The sequence below is a fragment of the Streptomyces sp. B1866 genome (genome assembly GCF_031932565.1).
GTDB lineage: Bacteria > Actinomycetota > Actinomycetes > Streptomycetales > Streptomycetaceae > Streptomyces.
In genome coordinates, this window is record NZ_JAVSCF010000026.1 from 12,031 (window position 1) to 38,387 (window position 26,357).

The window sequence follows — 26,357 nt, forward strand, 5'->3', positions numbered from 1 at the left end:
CGGGGCCGGGGACTGCGGCGGGCCGCAGACACGAGCGGGCGTCTCAAACCTCCCCCCTCGTGGTTTGAGACGCCCAGGCTCCCGTGACGGACCGCACACGGACCGCATGGAGAGCCCTGTACACAAGGCTAGTTGACTGTGCGTCAGTGTCCAATCACCGCGACGACATAGCCCTATCGGTATATCTATAGTTGGCGTGCGGCCCGGGAAAGCCGAGCCGGGAGGAGACAGATGGATCTGGCTCTGTTACGCACATTCGTCACGGTGCACCGGGCTGGTTCCTTCACGCGCGCCGCCGCCCTGCTCGGCCTCTCCCAGCCGGCCGTCACCAGCCAGATACGCACCCTGGAGCGGCAGCTCGGCCGCCCGCTGTTCCTGCGCAGGGCGCGCGGCGTCACCCCCACCACCATGGGCGACGAGCTGGCGTACAAGGTCGCCCCGCACCTCGACGCGCTGCTGGCGATCACCGAGGGCAGGCTCGCCGGGAACGCCGTGGGGCGCACGCTGCACCTGGCCGGGCCGCCCGAGTTCACCGCCCTGCGCGTGATGCCCGCGCTCACCCCGCTCATCCGGCAGGGCCTGACCGTACGGGCCGCGTTCGGCAGCGGCGAGGAGCTGGCCGAGGGCCTGGCCGCCGGCCACCACGACCTCGCCGTGACCACCTCCCGGCCGCGCGGCCGGCTGCTGACCGCCACGCCGCTGTGCGACGAGGAGCACGTGCTGGTGGCGGCCCCGCGCTGGGCCGCGCGGCTCGGCGGGCCCGCCGTGCTCCAGGCCAAGGGGGCGCAGGCGCTGGAGGGGCTGCCGATCGTCGGAGTGCACGAGAGCCTGCCGCTGCTGCGGCGCTACTGGGCCGAGGTGTTCGACACCGAGCCGGTGGTGTCGGCGGTGGCCGTCGTGCCGGACCTGCGGGCGGTGCTGGAGTGCGTCGCGGCGGGCGCCGGGCTCGGCGTGCTGCCCCGCTACCTGTGCGCCGACGCGCTGGCCGTCGGGCGGGTGGTGGCGCTGCTCAACCCGCCGGTGCCGCCGCTGCGCACGTACTCCCTGGTGGTGCGCACCGGCGCGCTCGGCCTGCCGCACGTCGCGCGGGCGCACGAGCGGCTGCTGCGCGCCGCGGCGGACTGGTGACCGGCGGTGGCGGGTCCGCGCGGTCCGTACGGTCCGTACCGGTCGGGGCGGGGGGTGGCGGGTTTCGGCCGGTGGCGGGCGCGGCAGATGACCAGACATGACCGAAAGACGTGTGGTCAAACGCACCGCCCGCGCCATCCTGCTGGACGACGGGCCCGACGGCAGCCCTCGGATGATCCTCATCAAGCGCACCAAGCCCGGCGAGGAGCCGTACTGGATCACACCGGGCGGCGGCGTGGAGCCGGACGACGACACGGTCGTCGCCGCGCTGCACCGCGAGCTGGACGAGGAGCTGGGCGCGAAGGCGACGGACGTGGTGCCCGCCTTCGTGGACACCGTGCCGTACGAGGAGGGCGACGCTCCGGCCGACGGCCTCAAGGTGCAGCACTTCTTCGTGTGCCGCCTGGAGTCGATGGACCTGGCGCGGCGGCACGGCCCCGAGGTCGAGCAGCCGTGCGGCACGTACGAGGTGGTGCGGGTGCCGTTCACCCGCGCGGGCGTGGCGTCCGTGCCGCTCGTGCCGCCCGCCCTGCGCGCCTACCTCGACGCGAACATCGAGGGCGTGCTGGCGCTGCTCGCGGGCGACTTCGGCTGAGGGCCGCCAGGGCCGTGAGAGCGGTCAGTAGCTGCGGGCGTCCGCCGGTTCGTCGACGGAGTCGTGCCGTATCCGGTGGGACGGTATGCCCACGCCCATGAGCGTGTCCACGCCGCTGCGGATCATCCCGGGCGGCCCGGACACGTACGCGTCGTACGTGTGCCACGGCCCGTACCGCCGCACGGCGTCCGGCACCAGGCCGCGCAGGCCCTTGGTCGGGCCGTCGGCGACCACCGAGCGCACCTGGAGCCACGGGTGGGTGCGCTCCAGGCGCAGCATCGTGTCCATGTCGTACAGGTCGCGGTCGCTGCGCGCGCCGTAGAAGACCTCCACCTGGCGGCGGCGGCCGTGCTCGGCCACCTCCTCCACCAGGGCCTTGATCGGCGCGATCCCGGTGCCGCCGCCCAGACACAGCAGGCCGTTGTCGGAGCTGTGGTCGACGGTCATCGAGCCGGTGGGCGGGCCGACGCGGATCACGTCGCCGAGGCGCGAGCGGCGCACCAGCGCCGTGGACACCCAGCCCGCGGGCACCGCCTTGACGTGGAAGACCAGCAGGCCGTCCGGGCGCGGCGCGGCGGCGAACGAGTAGTGCCGCCACTCGCGCGGCCACCAGGGGGTCTCCACGGAGGCGTACTGGCCGGCGAGGAAGGAGTAGGGCTGGTCGGGCCGGACGGTGATCACGGCCACGTCGGAGGTGCGCGGCTCGATCCCGACGATCTCCGCGTTCCACCAGGCGGGGAAGCGCAGCTCGTCCTCGGCCGCCGCGTCGATCATGGTCTGGGATACGACGGTGTACGCGCGCACGAACGCGCCCTCGGTCGCGTCGTCCCAGGTGCGCGGGGCGTAGCGGGTGAGCGCGGCGATCAGGCACTCGCCGACGGCCGGGTAGTGGTCGGGGCGCGCGCCGTACTTGCGGTGGCCGCGGCCGAGCCGGACCAGGTACGGGGTGAGGACGGCGGGCTCGTCGAGGTGCCGGGCGACGGTGGCCAGCGCCTTGAACAGCTGGTCGCGCTGGCTGCTCAGGGCGGCCGGAAACAGCTGCCTGAGGTCGGGCCGGTGGAGGAAGAGGAGGGCGTAGAAGTACGCGATGGTGTCGTCGGCGACCGGCGCGATCTCGCGCAGCGTGCGGCGGATGAGGAGGGCGTCGGGCGATCCGGTGTCGTCCCCGAAGTCCAGGCCCGCGCCGATGCCCGGAGGCGTACGGGGCACGAGGGCGGCGCCGGGGGCGGGGCGCGGGGCGGACGGCGCGGCGGGGGCGCTGGGGCGGGCGCCGAACGGCGGTCGTACGGGGCGCAGTTCGGGGCGGGCGTCGGCCGGGCGGGCGTCGGAGTCGGTGCCGGCGGACCGGGTGTCCTGGGCGGCGGCGGGGGCGTGCGGGGTCTCCCGGGCCGCCTCGCGGACGGGCTCGCGCGAGGCTTCGCGAGCCGCGGCCGCCTGCCCGGGGGGCTGCGGAAGGGTCTGCTGAGAGGTCCGCGCAGCCTGTTGCGAGGACTCTCCCGCAGGCGGGGCCGCGGCCGGACGCGCGGGCGCCCAGAGGTCGTCCCGGCTGTCCTCCCGCGTGCCGTCCCGCGTGCCGTCCCGCGTGCCGTCCCGCATGTCGTCCCGCGTGCCGTCCCGCATGTCGTCCCGTATGGCCGCCCGTATGGACTCCAGAGACGGCCGCGCGGCGCCCGGGCCGGACCCGGCCGCCACTGAGAGCGGGCTCTGGCGCCCGTCCGAAGCGGGCACGGCGGTCGCGGCGGTCGCGGCGGGTGCGGCGGGTGCGGCAGGACCGGCGGGCGCCGCGTGCGCGGTCGGCACCGGACGGCCCACGGCGTCGGCGGGGGCGGCGGCCGAGGGCGGCACGGCGGCGGCCGTCGGAGGCACGGTGCGCAGCGCCGGGGCGCCGGAGGCGGGCCCGCCGGACGGCGGGACGGGCAGGTCGGCGCCGGGGAGCGGACGCGGCATGCGGCGGGCGGCGGCCGTGCCCACCGGCCGTATCGCGCTCACCGTACGGCCCGGCGTCCGCGCCGCGGAGCCGGGCACCGAGCCGGGCAGGGGGTCGGGCGAGCCGGTCCGCGCGGAGCCCTCGGACGGTTTCCTGCCAGGGGCGAACCAGCCCCATTCGTCCTCGTCGCCGCTGCCGCCCGCGCCGTCGTTGTCGGCCGCCGGCGTGGTGGTCGGAGCGTCCATGGTTGCCTCGCCTCGAACGTTCGTCTGTCGTCGCGCAGCATGCCACGATCCTCCGCCGCGACGGACAAATAGCCGGAAGTCCGGGGCGGCGTCACCCCGTTGCCCTTAGCCTGGGCCGGCCTCGGGGCCGCGGCGGCCGAATCGGAGTCGACCCTAGCGGCATGGGACAAATCCACAAGCCCACGGGGTGCCCCGTACGGGGGCCCGGAATGCCCGTCATGGACACTGGTTTCCGGCCAATTCGTAGGCCGCCCTCAGATCACGTCCCGTATACGCATACGACGCTCTTCCCGCCACGTGGTGATCGGCGTTCACGGCGACCGAGACGGGCACCGCGGCGAACAGCTCGGCGTCCGACAGCGAGTCCCCGTACGCGACGCAGTCAGCCCTGGTCAACCCGAACGTCGCACAGAGTTCGTCGGCGATCCGCACCTTCGCGGCGGGGGTCAGAATGCCCGCCGGATCGACCGGGGACGTGAACGGCACGGCCGGCCACCGCGACCCGCGCGCCGCGTCCGCCCCCCACCCCAGCAGCCGCTCCACGAAGAAGCCGGGTGAGAGGGAAATCACCGCGCACCGCTCCCCGCGCGCGCGGATGTCGGCCCACACCTCGCGGATGCCCGCCAGCCACGGCGCCCCCGCGAAGGCGGCGGCCACCTGCGCCTCGGTCAGCTCGGCCCACAGCGCGCAGGCCCGCCGCGCGAACTCGGCCGGGTACAGGGCCCCGTCGGCGAACGACCGCTCCAGCTCGGCGATCTCCCGCTCGACGCCGAGCTGGCGGGATATCTCGACGGCCGCCGCCGAGCCGTACAGCAGCGTGCCGTCCAGGTCGAAGAGGTGCAGTCTCGTCATGGCGCGAGACTATGCGTACGCGCGTGCGAGTACCCGCGAATACTCCCGCCGTCGGACGCCGCCCGGGCCGCCGCGCGGTGAGCTGGCGGGCATGCAGTTGCGACCCCGCGCGCGCCGCGCCCTCCTCGTCGTCCACGTCGTCGTCTGCGCCGCCTGGCTCGGCCTCACCCTCGGCCTGCTCGCCCTCGGCGTCACCGGCCTGGTCTCGCCCGCCGCGCCGACCGCCGCGGGCGCGTACCTCGGCATGCGGGTGCTCGCCGACTGGCTGCTGGTCCCGGTCAGCCTGCTGGCGCTGCTGTCCGGCCTGGCCCTGGCCCTGTGGACGCCGTGGGGGCTGGCCCGCTACCACTGGGTCTACGTCAAGTGGTGGCTGACGCTGGCCGCGACCGCCGCCTCCGGCCTCGCGCTGCGGCCGAACATCGACCACGCGGCAGCGGCCGCGGCGTCGGCGGCCGCGGCGGGCCGGGCGGTGCCGCGGGACTACGACCTGGTGGCGGCGCCGTCGGTGGCGCTGGCCGGGTACACCTTCCTGACCGTGATCTCCGTGCTGAAGCCGTGGGGGAAGACGGCCCGCGGGCGGCGGCTGGGCCGTGTGCGGCGCGGCGGGGCCCCGGCCCGCGAGGTCCGCACGGCCGATACGGCCCGTACGGCTCGTACGGCCCGTACGCCGCGCGCGGCCGGTGCGCCGGGCACGGCCCGTACGGCGGATACGGCCGGTGCGGTCCCCGTGGCCGCGGCCCCGGCCCGCGCACGGCGTACGGACGGTACGGAACGGGGCGCGGTCTGAGCGGACCCGGACCCCGGGCCCCCTACGCGACGCGGCGACGGGCCGGGGCTCGGGGTCAGCCCCGCGGCAGGGCGTCCGCGCGCTCGCCCGCCGGGGCCGCGTCCGGGACGCCCGCCGCGACCAGCCGCCCGCCGCGCGGGGCGCGCCGCTCCAGGGCCACCGACCAGACCGCGACGCCCAGCGCGGTGGCGGCCATGAGCGCGCCGACCAGGTTGGCGGAGGTGTAGCCGAGCCCGGCGTCGATGACCAGGCCGCCGAGCCAGGCGGCCAGCGCGTTGCCGAGGTTGAAGGCGCCGATATTGGCCGCCGAGGCGAGCGTCGGGGCGCCGGGCGCCTGGTCCATGACCCGCTTCTGGAGCGGCGGCACGGCGGCGAAGCCGAAGGCGCCGATGAGGAAGACGGTGACGGCGGCGGCGGCCTTGTCGTGCGCGGTGAGCGTGAACAGCGCGAGGACGGCGGCGAGCGCGCCCAGCGAGACGTACAGCATCCGCACCAGCGAGCGGTCCGCGTAGCGCCCGCCGACCAGGTTGCCGGTGAACATGCCGACGCCGAAGAGGACCAGCAGCCAGGTGACGGAGGACTCGGCGTATCCGGCCGCGTCCGCCATCATCGGCGTGATGTAGGTGACGGCCGCGAACACCCCGCCGAAGCCGAGCACGGTCATGGCCATCGCCAGCCACACCTGCGGGTTGCGGAAGGCGGCCAGCTCCCGGCCGAGCCGGGCGGCGGCCGGGCCGGGCGTGGCCGGGACCAGCACGGCGATGCCCGCCACGCCCAGCAGCCCGAGCCCGGCGACGCCGAAGAACACGGCCCGCCAGCCCACGGCCTGGCCCACGCCGGTGCCCAGCGGCACGCCGACGATGTTGGCGACCGTCAGGCCGGTGAACATGGTCGCGATGGCCCCGGCCCGCCGGGCCGGGGCGACGAGGTCGGCGGCGACCACGGCCCCGATACCGAAGAACGCGCCGTGCGCGAAGGACGCCAGCACCCGTCCGGCCAGCAGCACCCAGAAGGCGGGCGCGAGCGCGGTGAGCAGGTTGCCCGCGACGAACAGGCCCATCAGCAGCGTCAGCATCTGCTTGCGGGTGAAGCGGGTGCCGACCAGGGTCAGCAGCGGGGCGCCGAGGACGACGCCGAGGGCGTAGCCGGTGGTCGCGTACCCGGCAGTGGGGATCGAGACGTGGAACTCGTCCGCGACCTCGGGCAGCAGCCCCATGATCACGAATTCCGTGGTGCCGATTCCGAAGGCGCCGATGGCGAGCGCCAGCAGTGCGAGTGGCATGGGCCAGCCCCTCAGAAGATTGCGTACGAGCGTGGGACGCGTCCACAATAATTGCGCACGCATTTACTTGCAAGCGCCGACTATTTCGCCGGTGCCCTATCCTGGAGGACCGGAGCACGTGGCGGCAGGCGACGCCGCACCCGTACGTCCCCGTACGGCCCGGACGCACACGAAGCCCGTGCGCACACGAAGGAGGGCGCCATGCCGGACGAGCCGCGCGGCGGCGACACCGCGACCGCCGCGACCCCCGCGACCGACCCGGCTACCGGGGCCGCCGAGGCCGCGGGCGGATCGCCGGGCCGGACCCTGGCGCACGGCTGGTGCGCGCTGTCCTCCCTGCACGGCCGCATCGAGTCGCACATCGAACGCGCGCTCCAGTCCCGGCACGGGCTGAGCGTCCGCGAGTTCTCCGTGCTCGACGTGCTCAGCCACCAGCACGGCGGCCCGGGCGGCCACCTGATGATGAACCGGCTCGCCGCCTTCGTCATCCTCAGCCAGAGCGCCACGACCCGCCTGGTCACGCGCCTGGAGGACCGCGGGCTGCTGGCCCGCTACCTGTGCCCGGACGACCGGCGCGGCATCTACACGGACGTCACGCCCGAGGGCCTGAAGCTGCTGGAGGAGGCCCGGCCCACGAACGAGGCGGCGCTGCGCGAGGCGCTGGCGGAGGCCGCGAAACGGCCCGAGCTGGCGCCGCTGGTGGCGGCGGTGGAGGCCCTGGAGGCCGACCGCCCGGCCCGCCCGGCGGGGCTCACGGCGCCGGACGGGTCCCGCTAACGCGGGTCAGCAGCCGCGCGGCTTGGTCCACGAGCACTCGACGCCGGACGCCGCGGACCCGGGGGCGGCGCGCCTCACGACGCCCTGACCGTCCTTCCGGTACGAGGCGCCGTCCCTCCGGTACGAGGCGAGGGCGACCGCCACGGCGTCCTCGACGCTCTTGACCGAGCCCGCCAGGAAGTTGTTCAGCACGACGCTGAACGCCAGCTCGCGGCCGTCGCCGTCCGTGACGTACCCCGACAGCGCCGACGCGCCGGTCAGCGAGCCGGTCTTGGCGCGCACGTTCCGCTCGGCCGCCGTGCCGCACATGCGCGAGCGCAGCGTGCCGCCGGTCATCCGGTCCGGCGCGCAGGCCACCGGCAGCGACGCGTACCAGTCGGGGAACCACGGCTCGTGCCGTACGGCCGTGAGCAGCGCCAGCAGCTGCCCGCCGGGCACCAGGTCCATCCGGGACAGGCCGGACCCGTCCACCTGCCGCAGCGCGCCGGTGTCCACGCCCTCCCGCTTCAGGAAGTCCCCGACGGCCGCCAGGCCCGCGCGCCAGGTGCCGCTGCCCGCGGTCTCGTACCCGAGGGTCTTGGTGAGCGCTTCGGCGTGCATGTTGTTGGACAGCTTCATGAAGGGGACCAGCAGTTCGGCCAGGCGCATGGACCGGTGTCCGGCCAGCAGCCGGGCGCGCGGCGGGGTGGCGCGGCCGAGCAGCGTGCCGCCGTCGACCCGTACGCCGTGCCGGGCCAGCGCGTCGGCGAACACGGCGGCGGCGTGGCCGGTCGGCTCCCACACGCTGGTCCACGACTCGGCGGGCGCGGCCCGTACGGGGATGTCGCCGCTGACGGTGATGGTGTTGCCGCCGTGCTCCCGCTCGATGCCCAGCGTGCCGGGGCGGCCCTCGGCGACGGTCCTGGCGCGCACGTCGAGGGTCACGTAGCGGGTGGACGGGGTGAGGGTCACGCGCGGGGCGTCCCCGGGCCGGGCGCCGGGCGCGGCGCGTACGTACACGCTGCCCGCGTCGTAGTCGGTGTCGGGCGCGACGGTGAGGGCCGAGATCTGCGCGGCGTAGTACGCCGACTCGTTGTCGGCGGCCCAGCCCGCGCCCAGCCGCTCGGCGTCGAACCGGGTGTCGTCGGCCACCAGGCGGCCGGTCACGTGGCGTACGCCTGAGGCGGCGACCTCGGCGGCCAGGGCGTCGTAGTCGCGGGCGAGCAGGGTGGGGTCGCCGGTGCCGCGCAGGTACAGGTCGCCGGCCAGCCGCCCGCCGTGGCGCGGCCCGTCGGCGAGCACGTCGGTGCGGTAGCGGTAGTCGGCGCCGAGCACGTCGAGGGCGGCGGCCGAGGTGAGCAGCTTGGTGTTGGAGGCGGGCATCAGCCGGTCGGCCTGGTCGCGCCCGTAGACCAGCCGGCCGGTGGCGGCGTCCGCCACGGCCACGCTCACCGCGCCGCCCGCCAGCCGCTGGTCGGCGAGCGCGCGGTCGACGGCCTGCCGCAGCGGGGCGTCGGGGTCGGGGCCGCCGCCGGGCGGAGCGGCGCCGGCCGCGCCGGACCAGGTCAGGAGGGCGAGGGCGAGGCCGCAGGCGGCGGTGCGCAGCGGCCTGCGGGGCCGGAGGAGCGTCGCGTGACGAGTGGTCATGTCATGAGCATCACCGCCACGGTACGGCCTGGCCAGAGCGCGGCCGGGCAGCTCGAAACCGCGCACGGGGGCGGAGGCGGTCACGGCCCAGGGCCCCGCCGGCCGAACCACGGGACGGGCCGGAGCAGGGCCCGCACGGCACCACGGGACGAGACCGGAGCACGGCCCGCACGGCACCACGGGACGAGACCGGAGCACGGCCCGCACGGCACCACGGGACGAGACGGAGCCGGGCCCGTACGGCCGACGACCGCCCGCTCAGGCCCGCAGCCCCGCGAAGACGACCGCGAGCGTGCGCTGCCGCAGCTCCTCGCCCCACTCCCCGCTCACCGCGCCCTCGCTGAGGGCGGCGAGCAGCGCCATGACCTCGTCCAGGGCCACGTCCGGCCGTACGGACCCGGCGCGCCGGGCGTCGTCGAGGAGCACCCCGACCGCCTTCCGCAGGGCGCTCACGCCGGTCGTGAGCCGTACGCCCTCCGCGCGGAACATGAGGTCGATCACGCTGCGCTGCGCCGACGCCTGGGCGACCACGTCCCGGTACAGCAGGAACAGACCCTCGGCGGGCTCGGTCCGGTGCAGCGCCTCGGCGTGGTCCATCAGGCGCTGGAGCACGCCCATCAGGATCGCCTCGACCAGCTCGCTCTTGGTGGGGAAGTGCCGGAAGACGGTGCCGACCGCGACGCCCGCCCTGCGGGCCACCTCCTCGGTGGACGCGGACTCGCCCTTCTCGGCGAACACCGCCTCGGCGGCGGCCAGGATCCGGGCGCGGTTGCGCCGCGCGTCGGCCCGCCGCGGCACGGTCGCCTCACCCGATGCCACCGCCGCCCCACCTCCCCTCCGCGCCCGTGGAGAAACCCTGGCGAACATGAGTCGCCACTCACTATAGTCGCAGGCAGCCGAACATGAGTCATCACTCACCTTATGGCCGGGTGCCCCGGCCGGAGCCTGACGGAGGGACGCACATGGATCACCCTCGAAGCCAGAGCCCGCTGACCGGCGTGAGCAGGACCGCGCTCGGCGTGGCGATCCTGCGGGCGCGCGAGAGCGCGCGGGAGGACCGGCTGTTCGAGGATCCGTACGCGCGGGGGTTCGCCGACGCCGCGCCGGAGGCGGTGCCCGAGGCGGCCCTGCCGGAGGACGGCCAGGCGGAGCGCGGCGCGCCGGAGTCGCTGGGCGCGGTGTTCTACGGCCAGATCGTGCTGCGCACCCGGGTCTTCGACGACTACCTGCTCGACGCGGCCGGATCCGGCTGCGCCCAGGTGGTGCTGCTGGCGGCGGGCCTGGACACGCGCGCGTTCCGGCTGGCGTGGCCGCCCGGGCTCCGGCTGTTCGAGCTGGACCTGCCGGAGCTGTTCGCCTTCAAGGAGGAAGTGCTGAGAGGGCAGGGCACGCGGCCGCGGTGCGAGCGGACCGTCGTGCCCGCCGACCTGCGCGAGGACTGGCCCGCCGCGCTGGTGGCCGCCGGCTTCCGGCCGGACGCGCCGACCGCGTGGCTCGCCGAGGGCCTGCTGGCCTACCTGTCCGCCGAGGAGGCCGAGCGGCTGCTGACCGGCGTCGGCTCGCTGTCGGCGCCCGGCAGCCGGCTGTCCTTCGAGCACATCGAGCGGGGCCGGGAGGAGGCGGTGGCCGACATCCGGGCCCGTACGGGCGGCACCGCGGAGCACGTCATCGGCCTGTGGAAGGGCGGCATGGGCCCGCGGACCCCGCAGTGGCTGACCGAGCACGGCTGGCACACCGAGATCCGCCCGAGCGCCGAGCTGGCCAAGTCCTACGGCCGCAGCTTCGCCGAGCCGCCGCGCGGCGGCTTCCTCACGGCGGTGCGCGCGTAGCCGTACGTACGGCGGCGCCGGTCTGCCGCGGGAGGCGGTACCGGTCCGGTCATCCTCCGGCCACGCGTCACCGTGAGATACGGGCTGCGATGCCGCCGAGCAGGCAGTCGAGGCCGATCCGGAAGGTGTCGTCGGCGTCCAGGTGGGCGGCATCGCGCACCACCGTGGCCAGCGCGGGGAACCGGCCGGTGGCGAAGGTCCGCTCCAGATAGGGTCCGAGCGAGGCCTGCCAGCTCTTCTCGTCCATCCCGGTGGCCCGCTCGGCACGCCGCTCGGCGATCTCCCGACGCACCGCGCCGATCACATACGCGTTGACCGCGGCGACCACCGGCATGACGGCGTCCAGGTCGACGCCGCCCAGCGCGGCCACCACGGTCTCCCCGCAGGCCAGCGCGTGCGGCCCGAGCTGAGGTCGGCCACCCAGGAGATCGGCGAGCCATTCGTGCTCGTGAGCGGCGTGCCGGGTGGCTTCGGCAAGGGACCGCAGCACCTCCCGCCAGCCGTCTCCGGTCGGCCGGATCTCGGCGTGAACGGCGTCGACCATCAGGTCGAGCAACTCCTCCTTGGTGGCGATGTAGCCGTACAGCCGCATCGGACGGACGTCCAGCGCGGTGGCGACCTTGCGCAGCGACACCGCGTCCAGGCCGTCGGCGTCGGCCAGCTGGATCGCCGCCCGCACGATCCGCTCCCGGCTCAACGGGGCCGGCACGGGTCGATTCGGCGGCTCCGGCCTCTCCCACACCAACATGCCGCTAACGATACATCGCATCGGCCGATACACCGTATTATTCGATACGGCGTATCAAAGGGGGGAGGCAACCATGTCCATCGCCATCGTCGGAGCCGGCCTCGGCGGCCTGGCTCTCGCCCGCGTGCTGCATGTGAACGGCATCGACGCCGTCGTGTACGAACGGGATTCGTCCCGCGGCGCGCGCGGCCAGGGCGGCATGCTCGACCTGCACTCCGGGACCGGGCAGCGGGCGCTGCGCGAGGCCGGCCTGATCGACCGGTTTCACGCGATTGCCCGTCGCGAAGGCCAGGACCTGCGACTTCTCGAACCCGACGGCACCCTGCTGCTCCAGGAGGACACGCCCGACGACGCCCCACTCGACCGGCCCGAGGTCGACCGCGCCGATCTACGCGACCTGCTGCTGGACTCTCTCCCCGAACACACGGTGCGCTGGGGGCACACGTTCGCATCCGCCGACCACGGTGTGGCGCACTTCGCCGACGGCAGCAGCGCGACGTATGACCTGCTGGTCGGCGCCGACGGCGCGGCCTCCCGGGTCCGCGCGCTGCTCACCGACACCCGCCCCACGCACACCGGCCAGAACACCGTCGAGCTGGGCATTCCCGATATCGACCGCACCCACCCGGACCTCGCGGCGATGGTCGGGCGCGGCAACTACTGGGTGCTCGGCAACGGACAGTCCCTGTCGGCGCAGCGCAACGGCGACGGCCGCGTACGTGTCTACCTCAGCTTCTACGACACCGCCGAGGACTGGTTCGCCGCCAGCCGCATCCCGTTCGACGACCCGGCCGCCGCCCGGGTGCGGCTGATCGACCTGTTCACCGGCTGGGACTCACGGTTCACCGCACTGATCGCCGCCTGCGACGACACGATCCTGCCCCGGTCGATCACCACTCTCCCGGTCGGCCTGACCTGGCCGTCGAGGCCAGACATCACGCTGCTCGGCGATGCCGCGCACCTGATGCCGCCGGTGGGGCAGGGCGCCAACATGGCGCTGCTCGACGGCGCACTGCTCGGCCTCGCGCTGGCCGCGCACCCGGACGACTTTCCCGCCGCCGTCGAAGAATACGAACGCGAGATGTTCGAACGCACCAGCGCCGCCGGCCGGCTGTCCGCGCACGTTCAGGACATCCTGACGTCACCGGACGCCAGCCGGAAAATGCTCGCGTTCTTCCAAGCAGGCTGAAGGTGCCGAACACGACCAGGCGACCGGCCGACCGGCCGGCGCGATCACGACCTCCAGCGCGGTCCTGCGGACGGCCCGCTCAGGTCTGGGCCATGTCCACGAACCGCGAGTAGTGCCCCTGGAAGGCGACCGTGATCGTGGCCGTCGGGCCGTTGCGGTGCTTGGCCACGATCAGGTCCGCCTCGCCCGCGCGCGGCGACTCCTTCTCGTACGCGTCCTCCCGGTGCAGCAGGATGACCATGTCCGCGTCCTGCTCGATGGAGCCGCTCTCGCGCAGGTCCGAGACCATCGGCTTCTTGTCCGTGCGCTGCTCGGGGCCGCGGTTGAGCTGGGACAGCGCGACGACCGGCACCTCCAGCTCCTTGGCCAGCAGCTTCAGGTGCCGGGACATGTCCGAGACCTCCTGCTGGCGGCTCTCGGCGCGCCGCGAGCTGCCGGACTGCATGAGCTGGAGGTAGTCGATCACGACCAGCTGGAGGTCGTTGCGCTGCTTGAGGCGGCGGCACTTGGCGCGGATCTCCATCATCGACAGGTTCGGCGAGTCGTCGATGTACAGCGGCGCCTGCGACACGTCGGGCATGCGGCGGGCCAGCCGGGTCCAGTCCTCGTCCGTCATGCTGCCGGAGCGCATGTGGTGCAGCGCCACCCGCGCCTCGGCGGACAGCAGGCGCATGGCGATCTCGTTGCGCCCCATCTCCAGGGAGAAGATCACGCTGGGCAGGTTGTTCCGGATGGAGCAGGCGCGGGCGAAGTCCAGGGCCAGGGTGCTCTTGCCCATCGCGGGCCGGGCCGCGATGACGATCATCTGGCCGGGGTGCAGGCCGTTGGTCAGCGCGTCCAGGTCGGAGAAGCCGGTGGGCACGCCGGTCATCTGGCCGCTGCGCGAGCCGATCGCCTCGATCTCGTCGAGCGTGCCCTCCATGATCTCGCTGAGCGGGAGGTAGTCCTCGCTGGTGCGCTGCTCGGTGACGGCGTAGATCTCGGCCTGGGCGCTGTTGACGATCTCGTCCACGTCGCCGTCGGCCGCGTATCCCATCTGGGTGATGCGGGTGCCGGCCTCGACCAGGCGGCGCAGCACGGCGCGCTCGTGGACGATCTCGGCGTAGTACTCCGCGTTGGCCGCGGTGGGCACGGTCTGGACGAGGGTGTGCAGGTAGGAGGCGCCGCCGACGCGGGCGATCTCGCCGCGCTTGGTCAGCTCGGCCGCGACCGTGATCGGGTCGGCGGGCTCGCCGCGCGCGTACAGGTCGAGGATGGCCTGGTAGACGGACTCGTGCGCGGGCCGGTAGAAGTCGGTGCCCTTGAGGACCTCGACCACGTCGGCGATGGCGTCCTTGGACAGCAGCATCCCGCCGAGCACGGACTGCTCGGCGTCGATGTCCTGCGGTGGCACGCGCTCGAAGCCGCCGCCGCCCTCGCCCCAGGCGCCCCCGTCGCGGCCCCGCTCGGCGTCCTCGCCCCGGCCGTCACCCCGGCCGTCGCCGCGGCCCCGGAACTCGCCGCGGCCGCGGAAGCGGGACGGGAAGCGGCCGGAGGAGGCCGGGCCGGAGTCCGGCCAGGGCTCGTCCGCAGGCTCGGGCACGCTCACGCGCCGCCTCCTCCTCCCGTTCCTCGCCGCTCCACCGGGCACCGGCACGGCGCGGCCACCGCACGCGTGCCGCACGCGTGGCAGCGCCCCGGCCGCCCCGGCTGGTCCCGGGGCGCTCCGGCGCACCGCACGGCGCCCTGGGCACCGGCTGCCTCGCCCGTGCCCTTCCTTCTTACGACAGGCCTCTGACACCACCCGCCCGGTATCCCCAGGCGCCCGCCCCGCGAGTCGCGGCCGGGCCGGTCGCCGGGCCGGCCGGACGCCTTCGAGGCGCACGCCGGGCCGCCGCCGGGACCGGCGCGGTCCGGCAGGCCGGCGGAAGGCTGACGTTCCGTACGTACCGGGGGTGTGCCGGACAACGGTAGGCCCACCGGCCCCAACGGCCAACTTGGTTATCCACAGGCCATGTGGATGACGGATGCCATCCTGTGGAGAAGTCCCGCGAACCTGTGCACGACGCAGGGGACAGCGATGTGGACAACCCGACAATCACGCCATGAGTACCGCGCTGACCTGCGGTTTCTTTGTCCATAGGCTGTGCAGAAGAAAAACTTCGCGGCCTGGCGGGAGATCGCGACAAACGGCTCAGAGGCGAGGACCCCACAAGGCATCATGTAAGAATCACTTGGCGCTTTCACCTCTTACTTGTGGAAGATTGGACCGACCGCATGCCCCAGGCCGCCGCGCGCCGGCCCCGCGACCCCCGCCGCACCGCCCGCCGCCACGACCGCGAGATCCTGGCGCTCGCCCTCCCCGCCTTCGGCGCGCTCGTGGCCGAGCCCCTGTTCGTCATGGCCGACAGCGCCGTCGTCGGCCACCTGGGCACCCCGCAGCTCGCCGGGCTCGGCGTCGCCGCCGCGCTGCTGACCACCGCGGTCAACGTCTTCGTCTTCCTCGCCTACGCCACCACCGCCGCCGTCGCCCGCCGGGTGGGCGCCGGCGACCTCACCGCCGCGCTCCGCCAGGGCCTGGACGGCATCTGGCTGGCCCTGCTGATCGGCGCGCTGGCCGTGGCCGCCGCCCTGCCCGCCGCGCCCGCCCTGGTCCGGCTGTGCGGCGCCTCGCCCGCCGCCGCCCCGTACGCCACCACGTACCTGCGCGTCGGCGTGCTCGGCGTGCCCGCGATGCTCGTCGTGCTCGCCGCCACCGGCGTGCTGCGCGGCCTCCAGGACACCCGTACGCCGCTGTACGTCGCGGTGGGCGGCTTCGCCGCCAACGCCGGGCTCAACGTCGCCCTCGTCTACGGCGCGGGCCTGGGCATCGCCGGCTCCGCCTGGGGCACCGTCACCGCCCAGGCCGCGATGGCCGCCGTCTACCTCACCGTCGTCGTACGCGGCGCCCGCCGGCACGGCGCGCCGCTGCGCCCGGACCTCGCGGGCATACGCGCGTGCGCGCACGCGGGGGCGCCTCTGCTGGTCCGTACGCTCTCGCTGCGCGCCGTGCTGCTGATCGCCACCGCGGTCGCGGCCCGCCTCGGCGACACCGAGATAGCCGCCCACCAGGTCGTCCTCAGCCTGTGGAACCTGCTGGCCATGGCGCTGGACGCGATCGCCATCGCCGGTCAGGCCATCATCGGCCGGTACCTGGGCGCGGGCGACGCCGACGGGGCGCGCGCCGCCTGCCGGCGCATGGTCGCCTGGGGCGTCGCCTCCGGCGCTGCCCTGAGCCTGCTGCTGGTCGCCGCCCGGCCGCTGTTCGTCCCGCTGTTCACCTCGGACGGCGCGGTGCGCGACGCGCTGCTGCCCGCGCTGCTCGTGGTCGCCGCCGTGCAGCCGGTCTCCGGCGTGGTCTTCGTGCTCGACGGGGTGCTGATGGGCGCGGGCGACGGCCCGTACCTCGCCGGGGCCATGCTCGTCACGCTCGCCGCCTTCGCACCCGCCGCGCTGCTCGTCCCGGCCCTCGGCGGGGGCCTGACCGCGCTGTGGGGCGCCATGGCGCTGATGATGACCGTCCGGATGGCGACCCTGTGGCTGCGCGCCCGCTCCGGCCGCTGGGTGGTCACCGGGGCCGTACGCGCGTGACCGCGGCCCGTACACGCGCGGGCGCGGCCCGTACACGAGCGGGCGGGCCGTACGCGCGGGAGCGCGCCCTGGGGGGCCGTACCGCGGCGTCCCGCCTCCGGACACGCCGACGGGCCGCGACCCCGGGGGGATCGCGGCCCGTCGCCCGATGACCGGGCGTACGCGCGCCGTACGGACGTACCGCCGCGCACGCGCGAGGCGCGCCGTTACGCGGCGACGACCTCGACGCCGACCTGCGCCGCGACCTCGGGGTGCAGCCGCACCGACACCCGGTGCGCGCCCAGGGTCTTGATCGGCGTGGTCACCTCGATGCGCCGCTTGTCCACCGAGGGACCGCCCGCGTCCTTGATCGCCGAGGCGATGTCGGCCGGGGTGACCGAGCCGAACAGGCGCCCGGCGTCGCCCGCGCGGGTGCGCAGGCGCACCGTGACGGCCTCCAGCTGGGCCTTGATCTCGTTGGCCTGCTCGATCGTGGCGATCTCGCGGATACGGCGGCCGCGGCGGATCTGCTCCACGTCCTTCTCGCCGCCCTTGGTCCACCGGATCGCCAGCCGGCGGGGGACGAGGTAGTTGCGCGCGTAGCCGTCCTTGACGTCCACGACATCGCCCGCGGCGCCGAGGCCGGAGACCTCGTGCGTCAGGATGATCTTCATGTTGTGAGCCACCCTTCCTTAGCGCGCGGTGGAGGTGTAGGGCAGCAGCGCCATCTCGCGGCTGTTCTTCACGGCCGTGGCGACGTCACGCTGGTGCTGGGTGCAGTTGCCGGTCACCCGGCGGGCACGGATCTTGCCGCGGTCGGAGATGAACTTCCGCAGCAGGTTCGTGTCCTTGTAGTCGACGTAGGAGATCTTCTCCTTGCAGAACACGCAGACCTTCTTCTTCGGCTTGCGCGCAGGCGGTTTCGCCATTGTCTTTCTCCAGTGTGCTGATCAAGAAGTGTGAGTGCCGGCGCCTGGCGCCCTGGAAGGGCGGCCGACGGCCTACCGGCGGGCCCGCTCGCGCGGGGACCACACCCGGCGGCCTTCCCGGCCCGTAGAGGCGACCCGGCCCTGGACCCGGCCCTGGACCCGGCTCTGACCCGGCCCTAGAACGGCGGCTCGTCGGAGTAGCCGCCGCTGGAGCCCGGCCCAGAGCCGCCGTTCCAGCCGCCACCGCCACCGCCGCCGCCCTGCTGGCCGCCGGCCGGCGCGCTGGTCGCCCACGGGTCGTCGGCGGGAGCTCCGCCGCCGCCCTGCTGGCCGCCCCAGCCGCCGCCGCCCTGCTGGCCACCGCCGCCACCGCCGCCGTAGCCTCCGCCCTGGCCGCCGCGGCCGCTGGTCTTGGTGACCTTGGCCGTGGCGTTGCGGAGCGAGGCGCCGACCTCGTCGACGTCCAGCTCGAAGACCGTGCGCTTGACGCCCTCGCGGTCCTCGTACGACCGCTGCTTCAGGCGGCCCTGCACGATGACGCGCATGCCGCGCTGGAGCGACTCGGCGACGTTCTCCGCGGCCTGCCGCCACACCGAGCAGGTCAGGAACAGGCTCTCGCCGTCCCGCCACTCGTTGGTCTGACGGTCGAGGGTGCGCGGGGTGGACGCGACGCGGAACTTCGCGACCGCCGCACCGGACGGGGTGAAGCGCAGCTCGGGGTCGTCGACGAGATTGCCGACGACCGTGATGACGGTCTCGCCTGCCATTGGGGGAACCTCTCGGCGGGGGTGCTGCTGATGGCTGCTCGCGGCCGCTGCCGACGCGGTGGCGTACGGGCGACACCGGCGATGTGGGTGTGGCGGCGGTACGGGCCGTACGGGACGTCCGCGGCGCCGTCGACGCCGCACACCCCGGCGCGGCCCGGCGGCCGCCGGGCGCCGGTTAAGGCGTTCAGTGGGTCTCGGGCCGGAGGACCTTGGTCCGCAGGACCGACTCGTTCAGGTTGAGCTGCCGGTCGAGCTCCTTGACGACCGCGGGCTCGGCCTGCAGGTCGATCACGGAGTAGATGCCCTCGGGCTTCTTCTTGATCTCGAAGGAGAGACGACGGCGGCCCCAGGTGTCGACCTTCTCGACCTTTCCGTTGGCCTCGCGGACCACGGAAAGGAAGCTTTCGATCAGGGGGGCGACAGCGCGCTCCTCAAGATCGGGGTCGAGGATGACCATCACCTCGTAGTGACGCATGTGGAACCCACCTCCTCTGGACTCAGGCGGCCACGGTCGTTCCGTGGCAGGAGGGTCGTGATGCGCTCCGCGGAGGCGGCAGCGGCGACTGCGCGGACACCACCGCGGACGGTACACACTACCCGGCCGCCGCCTTCCGGTTGAAATCCGGGCACCGGGGGCCGCAATCTGTAGGCATCCGAGTGTGACCGGCGTTACATTACGCCCCCGGGCCTCTCTCACCGGAGGTACCGGCCTCTCCTTCCGGGAGGTGCCGTATGGCACAGGCAGCACGCTCCTCCGAGCAGGCCCCGCGCGGCCCGTTCTCCCTCCTCGACACCGACGGCAGGCCTCATCCGGTCGAGGACTCCCTCGCCGTCCTCACCCTGCTCCTGGGCGCCGTCGCCTTCGGCACGTCACTCGCCGACCACCTGTACCTGACGAGCTCGTGGACCGGGCTGGTCGGCGTGCTCACCGGGGCGTGGGGGCAGCTGATCTCGGCGACCACCGCCGAGCGGTTCGTCCTGATCATCGGCATGGGCGCGGCGGCGGTCGGGTTCTACCTCGGCATGGCGCACGGCGGGCTGTACAGCGGCATGTTCGGCTAGGTGTACGGGCCCGGCGGCGGCCTCGGGCGTGGCGGAAGCCGGGTCCGGGGCCGACGGGGAGCCGGGCGGCCGGGCCGCGGAGGCCGCGGCGGAGCCGGGCGGCCGGGCCTGGGGAACGGGTCGGGGGACGGGCCGCGGGGACGGGCCTGGCGGGCCGTCAGGAGCCCGTCGCCGACCGGCCGGGGAGGTTATCCACAGGCCCCGGCGGGCGCTCCCGGGTCGCAGTAGGCTTCCGCGAGAGCCGTAAGCCCCGACCCCGGGGCCACGCCTTGCTGAAGGAGCGCCCCGCATGAGCCTGACCCTGAGGACGATCGACCGCAAGCAGCATCTCGCGTACATCGAGGGCCTGCCGTCGGCCAGTCACATGCAGGTTCCGGCGTGGGCGGACGTCAAGACCGAGTGGCGCTCGGAGAACCTGGGCTGGTTCGACGCCGAGGGCCGGCTCGTCGGCGTCGGCCTGGTGCTCTACCGCCAGCTGCCCAAGATCAAGCGATATCTCGCGTACCTGCCCGAGGGCCCGGTCATCAACTGGTACGCGCCGAACCTGGAGGACTGGCTGCGCCCCATGCTGGCGCACCTCAAGCAGCAGGGCGCCTTCTCGGTCAAGATGGGCCCGCCGGTGATCATCCGCCGCTGGGACGCCGCCGCCGTCAAGGCCGGCATCCAGAACCCCGACGTCAAGCGGCTGCGGGACGTGGAGGCGACCGTCATCGAGCCGCGCGCCTTCGAGGTCGCCGACCGGCTGCGGCGCATGGGCTGGCAGCAGGGCGAGGACGGCGGCGCGGGCTTCGGGGACGTGCAGCCGCGGTACGTCTTCCAGGTCCCGCTGGCCGGGCGCTCCCTGGAGGAGATCCACAAGGGCTTCAACCAGCTCTGGCGGCGGAACATCAAAAAGGCCGAGAAGGCCGGCGTCCAGGTCGTCCAGGGCGACTACAACCACCTGGCCGAGTGGCAGCGGCTGTACGAGATCACCGCCCAGCGCGACCACTTCCGACCCCGCCCGCTGAGCTACTTCCAGCGCATGTGGAAGGCGCTGAACGACGAGGACCCCGGCCGCATGCGGCTGTACTTCGCGATCCACGAGGGCGAGGCCGTCGCCGCGGCCACCATGCTCATCGTCGGCGGGCACGTCTGGTATTCGTACGGCGCCTCGGCCAACCACAAGCGCGAGGTCCGCCCGTCCAACGCCATGCAGTGGCGGATGCTCTCCGACGCCCACGCCCTGGGCGCCGACCTGTACGACCTGCGCGGCATCAGCGACTCGCTGGACGAGAGCGACCACCTCTTCGGCCTCATCCAGTTCAAGGTGGGCACCGGAGGCCAGGCCGCGGAGTACCTCGGTGAGTGGGACTTCCCGCTCAACAAGCTCCTGCACAAGGCCCTGGACATCTACATGTCGCGCCGCTGACCCGCGCCGCGCGCGTATCCTCGGTGCTTCCGGGGGCTACTACTCCGCTTATCCGCCCCCTGTCCGCTTCCTCCGACTTCCTCCCGGCTCCCCCCGACCGGCACCCCGACCGGCTTCCCCACCGGCGTCCCGGCCGGTTCCCCGACCCCTGACGACACCGGCATCCCCGCCTGGCGTACCTTCCGTACACCCGGCCCACCCCCGTACACCGCGGCAACGAGAAAGGCTCCGGACGGCCATGGCGCTCACGCTCTACGTCGACACCGCGCGCTGGCGGGCGCACCAGCAGAACGTGTTCCAGCAGTTCCCGGGCATCGTCCCGGTCTGCAAGGGCAACGGCTACGGCTTCGGCCACGAGCGGCTGGCCGAGGAGACCGCCCGCCTCGGCGCCGACACCCTCGCGGTCGGCACCACGTACGAGGCCGCGCGCATGAAGGACTTCTTCAGCGGCGACCTGCTGGTGCTCACCCCCTTCCGGCGCGGCGAGGAGCCGGTGCCGCTGCCGGACCGCGTGGTGCGCTCGGTGTCCTCGGTCGACGGCGTGTACGCCCTGGTGAACGCGCGCGTGGTCATCGAGGTCATGAGCAGCATGAAGCGGCACGGCATCGCCGAGGAGGAGCTGCCCAAGCTGCACGCCGCGATCGAGAACGTGCGCCTGGAAGGCTTCGCCATCCACCTCCCCCTGGACCGCACGGACGGCCTGGACTCGGTCGAGGAGGTAATCGGCTGGATGGACCGGCTGCGCGCGGCGCGGCTGCCGCTGCACACCATGTTCGTCAGCCACCTGAAGGCGGAGGACCTGGGGCGGCTGCGCCGGCAGTTCCCGCAGACCCGCTTCCGCGCCCGGATCGGCACCCGGCTGTGGCTGGGCGACCACGACTCGACCGAGTACCGCGGCTCGGTGCTGGACGTCATCCGGGTCGCCAAGGGCGACCGCTTCGGCTACCGCCAGCAGAAGGCCGCCTCCGACGGCCACCTGGTGGTCGTCGCGGGCGGCACCTCGCACGGCGTGGGCCTGGAGGCGCCGAAGGCGCTGCACGGCGTGATGCCGCGCGCGAAGGGCGTGGCCCGGGCAGGCCTGGCGACGGTGAACCGCAACCTCTCGCCGTTCTTCTGGGCCGGGAAGCAGCGGTGGTTCGCCGAGCCGCCGCACATGCAGGTGTCCATCCTGTTCGTCCCGGGCGACGTGGCGCCACCCCAGGTGGGGGACGAGCTGGTGGCCCACCTGCGGCACACGACGACGCAGGTCGACCGCACGGTGGACCGCGAGGAGCCGTAAGCCCCGCCCGGAGCCCGCGGCACTCCGGTGGTCTTCGCGGTCTTCGCCGGGCGGCTCCGCGTCCGTACCGTACGGTCGCCGGGCCCCGCACCGTACGGGCGCGGGGCGACGACTACACCGGACGGCACGGCGTAGTCGTCGCCCCGCGCCCGTACGGTGCGGGGCGACGACTACGCCGTGCCGTCCGGTGCGGCGGGCGCCGGGCCGGACGGCGCGTGCCGGGGCCGGTGGTGGCCCGCCGGCCGCAGCACGAAGACGTCCGGCGCCCGGTCGAGCACGCCCCCCGAGGGGTCGTCCGAGCCGTCCCGGCNTGGCCCGCCGGCCGCAGCACGAAGACGTCCGGCGCCCGGTCGAGCACGCCCCCCGAGGGGTCGTCCGAGCCGTCCCGGCGCACCACGTCCCGGTCGGGCAGCAGGATGTCCCGCACCACCACCGCGCACAGGTACAGCGTCCCCAGCAGGTGGACGGCGATGGCGAGCTGGTAGCCCTCGGGCGGCAGGCCGTGCCGCTGGTTGCCGCCCGCGTTGTACGCCAGGTACATCCAGATGCCGACGAAGTAGACCACCTCGGCCGCCTGCCAGACCAGGAAGTCCCGCCAGCGCGGCCGGGCCAGCGCCGCGAGGGGCACCAGCCACAGCACGTACTGCGGCGAGTAGACCTTGTTGGTGAGGATGAAGGCGGCCACGATCAGGAAGGCGAGCTGGGGCAGGCGGGGGCGGCGCCGCGCGCACAGGGCCAGCGCGAGGACCCCGGCGCAGGCGAGCGCCATGAGCAGGGTGGCGTAGGTGTTGGCGTCCTCGATGGGGTCGCCGGTGCGCTGGGAGATGATCAGCCAGAGGGAGCCGAAGTCGACGGGCCGCTCCTGGCTGTAGGTGTAGAACTGCTTCCAGCCGTCCCGGATGGCCAGGCCGCCGCCCTTGGTGGTGAGCATGACCGGCAGGTTCACCACCAGCCAGGAGCCCACCGCCCCGGCCGCGGCCACCCCGAAGGCGCGCAGGCGGCCCGCGCGCCAGCACAGCGCCAGCAGGGGCACCAGCAGCAGGCCCGGGTAGAGCTTGGCGGCGGTGGCCAGGCCGATGAGGACGCCGGCGGCCAGCGGACGGCCGCGGGACCACATCAGCAGGGCGGCGGCGGTGAGGGCGACGGCGAGCAGGTCCCAGTTGATGGTGGCCGTGAGCGCGAAGGCGGGGGCGAGCGCGACGAGCAGCGCGTCCCACGGGCGGCGCCGGTGCGTACGGGCCGTGCAGACGGCGATGACGACGGCGCACACCATCAGCATCCCGGCGTTGACCAGCCAGTACACCTGCTCGCGGTGCTGGAGGCCGCCGCCGTGCGGGGTGAGCCAGGAGGCGACCTCCATGAAGACGCCGGTGAGGACCGGGTACTCCAGGTACGCCATGCCGCCCGAGACGTTCTGCGGGATCCGGTCGAAGTAGGGGACCAGGTCCTGGGCGAAGCCGCGGTTGTTGTACAGGTGCGGGATGTCGGAGTAGCAGGCGTGCGTGTACTGGGCGGTGGCCCCGTGGAACCAGCCGCTGTCATAGCACGACACCTTCTGCACCATGCCGAGCGCGAACATGCCGATGGCGACGAGCGCGATGATCCGCAGCGGCGTCCACCAGCTCGTGCCCAGCCGCGCCCAGCGCCCGGCCGGTCCGCCGATCAGTTCGCTGCCCGCGGCGGCCACCTCGTCCTCGGCGGTGGGCCGTACCGGCTGGTGGGCCTTGGGGTCCTCACGCACGCTCGTCATGGGGCCCATCCTGCCGTATGGGAGCGTTTCGGTAGCGGTGCGGGAGTCCGGGAGTGTGGCCCGGGGCGCCGGCGGCCGGGAAAGCGCGGGCGGGCCCCGGCTCGCGCCGGGGCCCGCCTGGTGCCGGGTCCGCGGGGACCGTCAGGTCCGCCGCACGGAGGCTAGCCGGTGCCGCCGAACCAGCCGCCGTTCCCGTTGCCGTTGCCGGTCGGCTCGGTGCTCGGCTCGCTCGTACTGCCGCCCGTGGTGGTGCCGCCGGTGTCCGTACCGCCGTCCTGGCCGCCGATGATGCCTCCGTTGCCGTTCCCGCCGCCGGTGTCGCAGCTTCCGCCGGGGCAGGTGTCGGTGGGGGACGGGCTGGCGGTCGGCTCCTGGGAGGGCGTCTGCGACGGGGTCGGAGACGGCGTCTGGGACGGGGTCTCGGACGGCGCGGTGGCCGACGGGCTGGGGCTCGCGCCGTCGCCGTAGATCTTCTCCCCGATCGGGCCGGGCTTGGCAAAGTCCTTGACCGGGACGCCCTTCATGGCCTGCGACATGTAGTCGGCCCAGATCTCGGCGGGGAAGGAGGCACCGTGGATCTTGTCCTGGCCGCCCACCCCGTACATGGGCAGGAACTCCTGCCGCTTGGCCTGGTCGTCCACCCGCCACATGCCGATCGCGGTGGCCAGCTGCGGGGTGTAGCCGGAGAACCACGCCGACTTGTTGTCGTCGGTGGTGCCGGTCTTGCCCGCGACCGGGCGGCCGATCCGCGCCGAGGTGCCGGTGCCCTTCTGCACGACCGTCTTCAGCACGTCGGTGACGTTGTCGGCCACGTTCGGCTGGAACGCCTGCTCGGTGCGGGCGTGGTGCTGGTAGACCTCCTCGCCGTCCTTCTCGACCGTCTCGACCGAGTACGGGTCGGCCTGCTTGCCGCTGGCCGCGAAGGTGGCGTACGCGTCGGCGAGCCGGATGGCGCTGGGCGCCGAGGTGCCCAGGGAGAACGCGGGGGTGATGGACGTGAGCTGGTCCTCGCTGAGCCCGGCGGCGATGGCGGCGTCGCGCACCTTGTCGGTGCCGACGTCCATGCCGAGCTGGATGTAGGGCGTGTTCACCGAGTACTGCATGGCGGTGCGCAGGTCGATCTTGCCGCGGTTCTCGTTGCCGTCGTTGCGCTGGTGCCACTCCTTGCCGTCCTTGTCGTGCCAGACGGCTCCGGCGTAGTCCCGCAGCGTCAGCTTGTTGTTGCCGTTGTAGACGCTCTTCGGGGACACCGGGGTGCGCATGGAGGCGGACTGCTCGGGCGGGCCCTCGGGGTCGCGTACGCCGTCGGTCATCGCGGCGGCCAGCACGAAGGGCTTGAACGTCGAGCCGACCTGGACGCCGGTGTAGTCGGCGTTGTTGGTGTAGTGCTCCAGCGCGTTCGCGCCGCCGTATATCGCGACGATCTTGCCGGTGCCCGGCTCCACGGAGGCGCCGCCGAACTGGACGTACTTGTCCACCGCGCGGGCCTTGGGCTTGATGTTCTCCTTGCGGACCTTCTCGACCGCGGTCTTGAGCTGGTCGACCTTCTTCTTGTCGAACGTGGTGTGGATCTGGTAGCCGCCCTTGTCGAGCTGGGCCCGGGTGATGGTGGTGTTGGCGACGATGAAGTCGTCGGCGAGGTCGGTGAGGTACCCGATCTGACCGGCCTTGTTCGTCGCCGGGCGCGGCCGCTGCGGCATCGGGAAGCCCTTGGCGATCCACTCCGACCGGTCGGCGTCCGTCATGCGCTTGACGTCGACCTCGCGCCCCAGAATCCACGACCAGCGGTTCTCGGCCCGCTCGCGGTTCTTCTCGGCGGTGGCGATGGCGCCGACGCCGCCGGCCGGGTCGTAGAGGTTGGGACCGTTGAGCGTGGCGGCGAGGAACGCGCTCTCGCTCGGGCTCAGGTCCTTGCAGTCCTTGCCGTAGTACGCCTGGGCGGCCGCCTGGATGCCGTACGCGCCGCGCCCGTAGTACGCGGTGTTCAGGTAGCCCTCAAGGATCTCGTCCTTGTCCTTGGTCGCGCCGACCTTTATGGAGATGAGCAGCTCGGTGACCTTGCGCTTGATGGTCTGCTCCTGGCCCAGATAGGTGTTCTTCACGAACTGCTGGGTGATGGTGGAGCCGCTCTGCGTCTGGCCGCCGCGGGCCATGTTGACCATGGCGCGGGCGATGCCCATGGGGTCGACGCCGGAGTCCTGGTAGAAGCTGGCGTTCTCCGCGGAGATCACCGCGTTCTGCATGGACTTGGGGATCTCGCTCAGGGGCACGATCTGCCGGTTGAGGTCGCCGCCGCCGGAGACGACCATCCGCTCGCCGTTGGCCCAATAGTAGACGTTCTTCTGGGTCTTGGCGGCGGCCTGCGCGTCGGGCACCTGCACCACCATCAGCGCGATGGCCACGGCGCCGATGAGCAGGCCGGTGAACAGCAGGAACGTGCCGGTGACCAGCTTCCAGGACGGCACCCAGCGCCGGAAGCCGACCTTGCCCGCGCGCGGGTAGTCGATGAATCGCTTCCTGCCCGGCCGGCCGCCGGGGCCGCCGCCGTCGCCCGCGCCGCGCCCGCGGCCGCGCCGCCCGCCGTGGCCC

Annotated in this window: 23 protein-coding genes; 10 read left to right on the forward strand and 13 right to left on the reverse strand. The window is 73.8% G+C overall.

Annotation, left to right across the window (positions count from 1 at the left end):
• Positions 1-231: 231 nt before the first annotated feature.
• On the forward strand, positions 232-1,128 hold the full coding sequence (locus RKE29_RS06450) for a LysR family transcriptional regulator (protein ID WP_312004072.1): 897 nt from the start codon (positions 232-234) through the stop codon (positions 1,126-1,128).
• Positions 1,129-1,225: 97 nt separating this feature from the next.
• Complete coding sequence (locus tag RKE29_RS06455) at positions 1,226-1,723, forward strand: NUDIX hydrolase (RefSeq protein WP_312004073.1); 498 nt, start codon at positions 1,226-1,228, stop codon at positions 1,721-1,723.
• A gap of 24 nt (positions 1,724-1,747) precedes the next feature.
• Here the strand turns inward: RKE29_RS06455 and RKE29_RS06460 are convergent, their stop codons facing one another.
• Both RKE29_RS06460 and RKE29_RS06465 read right to left on the reverse strand, forming a co-directional pair.
• The gene (locus RKE29_RS06460) at positions 1,748-3,895 is read right to left on the reverse strand and encodes a globin domain-containing protein (protein ID WP_312004074.1); all 2,148 of its coding nucleotides are present in this window, start codon (positions 3,893-3,895) and stop codon (positions 1,748-1,750) included.
• A gap of 216 nt (positions 3,896-4,111) precedes the next feature.
• Entirely contained in the window at positions 4,112-4,747 is a 636-nt protein-coding gene (locus RKE29_RS06465) for an HAD-IB family phosphatase (protein WP_312004075.1), read from the reverse strand.
• A 91-nt stretch (positions 4,748-4,838) separates the two neighbouring features.
• Here RKE29_RS06465 and RKE29_RS06470 point away from each other — a divergent pair, with 91 nt between their 5' ends.
• Positions 4,839-5,534 (forward strand): DUF2269 domain-containing protein, encoded by a 696-nt coding sequence (locus RKE29_RS06470; protein ID WP_312004076.1) that lies wholly within the window; start codon positions 4,839-4,841, stop codon positions 5,532-5,534.
• Positions 5,535-5,589: 55 nt separating this feature from the next.
• Here RKE29_RS06470 and RKE29_RS06475 read toward each other — a convergent pair whose 3' ends face one another.
• Entirely contained in the window at positions 5,590-6,816 is a 1,227-nt protein-coding gene (locus tag RKE29_RS06475) for an MFS transporter (RefSeq protein WP_312004077.1), read from the reverse strand.
• Between the two features lie 201 nt (positions 6,817-7,017).
• Here RKE29_RS06475 and RKE29_RS06480 point away from each other — a divergent pair, with 201 nt between their 5' ends.
• Entirely contained in the window at positions 7,018-7,593 is a 576-nt protein-coding gene (locus tag RKE29_RS06480) for a MarR family transcriptional regulator (protein WP_312004078.1), read from the forward strand.
• A 6-nt stretch (positions 7,594-7,599) separates the two neighbouring features.
• Here RKE29_RS06480 and dacB read toward each other — a convergent pair whose 3' ends face one another.
• Together dacB and RKE29_RS06490 are read right to left on the reverse strand one after the other, a co-directional pair.
• Positions 7,600-9,219, reverse strand: a complete 1,620-nt coding sequence (gene dacB / locus RKE29_RS06485; protein WP_312004079.1) for a D-alanyl-D-alanine carboxypeptidase/D-alanyl-D-alanine-endopeptidase — start codon at positions 9,217-9,219, stop codon at positions 7,600-7,602.
• A 258-nt stretch (positions 9,220-9,477) separates the two neighbouring features.
• Positions 9,478-10,038 (reverse strand): helix-turn-helix domain-containing protein, encoded by a 561-nt coding sequence (locus RKE29_RS06490; RefSeq protein WP_312004080.1) that lies wholly within the window; start codon positions 10,036-10,038, stop codon positions 9,478-9,480.
• Positions 10,039-10,181: 143 nt separating this feature from the next.
• Here RKE29_RS06490 and RKE29_RS06495 point away from each other — a divergent pair, with 143 nt between their 5' ends.
• Positions 10,182-11,048 (forward strand): SAM-dependent methyltransferase, encoded by an 867-nt coding sequence (locus tag RKE29_RS06495; RefSeq protein WP_312004081.1) that lies wholly within the window; start codon positions 10,182-10,184, stop codon positions 11,046-11,048.
• A 67-nt stretch (positions 11,049-11,115) separates the two neighbouring features.
• On the opposite strand, the gene RKE29_RS06500 is transcribed toward RKE29_RS06495, so the two are convergent.
• Positions 11,116-11,796, reverse strand: a complete 681-nt coding sequence (locus tag RKE29_RS06500; protein WP_312004082.1) for a TetR/AcrR family transcriptional regulator C-terminal domain-containing protein — start codon at positions 11,794-11,796, stop codon at positions 11,116-11,118.
• Between the two features lie 73 nt (positions 11,797-11,869).
• Here RKE29_RS06500 and RKE29_RS06505 point away from each other — a divergent pair, with 73 nt between their 5' ends.
• Positions 11,870-12,985 carry an FAD-dependent monooxygenase gene (locus RKE29_RS06505; protein ID WP_312004083.1) on the forward strand — a complete coding sequence of 372 codons (1,116 nt, stop codon included), beginning with the start codon at positions 11,870-11,872 and terminating at the stop codon, positions 12,983-12,985.
• 79 nt (positions 12,986-13,064) lie between these two features.
• On the opposite strand, the gene dnaB is transcribed toward RKE29_RS06505, so the two are convergent.
• Positions 13,065-14,573 (reverse strand): replicative DNA helicase, encoded by a 1,509-nt coding sequence (gene dnaB / locus RKE29_RS06510; RefSeq protein ID WP_312004084.1) that lies wholly within the window; start codon positions 14,571-14,573, stop codon positions 13,065-13,067.
• A gap of 668 nt (positions 14,574-15,241) precedes the next feature.
• Here dnaB and RKE29_RS06515 point away from each other — a divergent pair.
• Entirely contained in the window at positions 15,242-16,594 is a 1,353-nt protein-coding gene (locus RKE29_RS06515) for an MATE family efflux transporter (RefSeq protein WP_312004093.1), read from the forward strand.
• Between the two features lie 206 nt (positions 16,595-16,800).
• Here RKE29_RS06515 and rplI read toward each other — a convergent pair whose 3' ends face one another.
• The 4 genes from rplI to rpsF form a co-directional block, all read right to left on the reverse strand.
• The gene (gene rplI, locus RKE29_RS06520; protein ID WP_312004094.1) at positions 16,801-17,247 is read right to left on the reverse strand and encodes a 50S ribosomal protein L9; all 447 of its coding nucleotides are present in this window, start codon (positions 17,245-17,247) and stop codon (positions 16,801-16,803) included.
• Between the two features lie 18 nt (positions 17,248-17,265).
• Positions 17,266-17,502, reverse strand: a complete 237-nt coding sequence (rpsR, locus tag RKE29_RS06525; RefSeq protein ID WP_003978893.1) for a 30S ribosomal protein S18 — start codon at positions 17,500-17,502, stop codon at positions 17,266-17,268.
• Positions 17,503-17,678: 176 nt separating this feature from the next.
• Entirely contained in the window at positions 17,679-18,269 is a 591-nt protein-coding gene (locus RKE29_RS06530) for a single-stranded DNA-binding protein (RefSeq protein WP_312004085.1), read from the reverse strand.
• 184 nt (positions 18,270-18,453) lie between these two features.
• Positions 18,454-18,744, reverse strand: a complete 291-nt coding sequence (gene rpsF / locus RKE29_RS06535; protein ID WP_312004086.1) for a 30S ribosomal protein S6 — start codon at positions 18,742-18,744, stop codon at positions 18,454-18,456.
• Between the two features lie 257 nt (positions 18,745-19,001).
• On the opposite strand from rpsF, the gene RKE29_RS06540 reads away from it, so the two are divergent.
• The 3 genes from RKE29_RS06540 to RKE29_RS06550 all read left to right on the forward strand — a co-directional run bounded on the left by RKE29_RS06540 (position 19,002) and on the right by RKE29_RS06550 (position 22,018).
• On the forward strand, positions 19,002-19,331 hold the full coding sequence (locus RKE29_RS06540; RefSeq protein WP_312004087.1) for a hypothetical protein: 330 nt from the start codon (positions 19,002-19,004) through the stop codon (positions 19,329-19,331).
• 289 nt (positions 19,332-19,620) lie between these two features.
• Positions 19,621-20,739, forward strand: a complete 1,119-nt coding sequence (locus RKE29_RS06545) for a peptidoglycan bridge formation glycyltransferase FemA/FemB family protein (protein ID WP_312004088.1) — start codon at positions 19,621-19,623, stop codon at positions 20,737-20,739.
• 238 nt (positions 20,740-20,977) lie between these two features.
• The gene (locus RKE29_RS06550; protein WP_312004089.1) at positions 20,978-22,018 is read left to right on the forward strand and encodes an alanine racemase; all 1,041 of its coding nucleotides are present in this window, start codon (positions 20,978-20,980) and stop codon (positions 22,016-22,018) included.
• A gap of 112 nt (positions 22,019-22,130) precedes the next feature.
• Here the strand turns inward: RKE29_RS06550 and RKE29_RS06555 are convergent, their stop codons facing one another.
• Positions 22,131-23,768, reverse strand: coding sequence for a glycosyltransferase 87 family protein (locus RKE29_RS06555; RefSeq protein WP_312004090.1), 1,638 nt, complete (start codon positions 23,766-23,768; stop codon positions 22,131-22,133).
• Between the two features lie 161 nt (positions 23,769-23,929).
• Positions 23,930-26,357 (reverse strand): transglycosylase domain-containing protein (locus RKE29_RS06560; RefSeq protein ID WP_312004091.1); only part of this gene is annotated, 2,428 nt, incomplete at its 5' end.

Excerpts from the sequence above, each read along its gene's own strand:
- rplI (WP_312004094.1), bottom strand. The coding sequence starts at position 17,247 with ATGAAGATCATCCTGACGCACGAGGTCTCCGGCCTCGGCGCCGCGGGC.
- rpsR (WP_003978893.1), bottom strand. The coding sequence starts at position 17,502 with ATGGCGAAACCGCCTGCGCGCAAGCCGAAGAAGAAGGTCTGCGTGTTC.
- RKE29_RS06470 (WP_312004076.1), top strand. The coding sequence starts at position 4,839 with ATGCAGTTGCGACCCCGCGCGCGCCGCGCCCTCCTCGTCGTCCACGTC.
- dacB (WP_312004079.1), bottom strand. The coding sequence starts at position 9,219 with ATGACCACTCGTCACGCGACGCTCCTCCGGCCCCGCAGGCCGCTGCGC.
- RKE29_RS06450 (WP_312004072.1), top strand. The coding sequence starts at position 232 with ATGGATCTGGCTCTGTTACGCACATTCGTCACGGTGCACCGGGCTGGT.
- RKE29_RS06460 (WP_312004074.1), bottom strand. The coding sequence starts at position 3,895 with ATGGACGCTCCGACCACCACGCCGGCGGCCGACAACGACGGCGCGGGC.
- RKE29_RS06480 (WP_312004078.1), top strand. The coding sequence starts at position 7,018 with ATGCCGGACGAGCCGCGCGGCGGCGACACCGCGACCGCCGCGACCCCC.
- rpsF (WP_312004086.1), bottom strand. The coding sequence starts at position 18,744 with ATGCGTCACTACGAGGTGATGGTCATCCTCGACCCCGATCTTGAGGAG.
- RKE29_RS06530 (WP_312004085.1), bottom strand. The coding sequence starts at position 18,269 with ATGGCAGGCGAGACCGTCATCACGGTCGTCGGCAATCTCGTCGACGAC.
- RKE29_RS06465 (WP_312004075.1), bottom strand. The coding sequence starts at position 4,747 with ATGACGAGACTGCACCTCTTCGACCTGGACGGCACGCTGCTGTACGGC.
- RKE29_RS06500 (WP_312004082.1), bottom strand. The coding sequence starts at position 11,796 with ATGTTGGTGTGGGAGAGGCCGGAGCCGCCGAATCGACCCGTGCCGGCC.
- RKE29_RS06455 (WP_312004073.1), top strand. The coding sequence starts at position 1,226 with ATGACCGAAAGACGTGTGGTCAAACGCACCGCCCGCGCCATCCTGCTG.
- RKE29_RS06495 (WP_312004081.1), top strand. The coding sequence starts at position 10,182 with ATGGATCACCCTCGAAGCCAGAGCCCGCTGACCGGCGTGAGCAGGACC.
- RKE29_RS06475 (WP_312004077.1), bottom strand. The coding sequence starts at position 6,816 with ATGCCACTCGCACTGCTGGCGCTCGCCATCGGCGCCTTCGGAATCGGC.
- RKE29_RS06505 (WP_312004083.1), top strand. The coding sequence starts at position 11,870 with ATGTCCATCGCCATCGTCGGAGCCGGCCTCGGCGGCCTGGCTCTCGCC.
- RKE29_RS06550 (WP_312004089.1), top strand. The coding sequence starts at position 20,978 with ATGGCGCTCACGCTCTACGTCGACACCGCGCGCTGGCGGGCGCACCAG.
- RKE29_RS06545 (WP_312004088.1), top strand. The coding sequence starts at position 19,621 with ATGAGCCTGACCCTGAGGACGATCGACCGCAAGCAGCATCTCGCGTAC.
- RKE29_RS06515 (WP_312004093.1), top strand. The coding sequence starts at position 15,242 with ATGCCCCAGGCCGCCGCGCGCCGGCCCCGCGACCCCCGCCGCACCGCC.
- RKE29_RS06540 (WP_312004087.1), top strand. The coding sequence starts at position 19,002 with ATGGCACAGGCAGCACGCTCCTCCGAGCAGGCCCCGCGCGGCCCGTTC.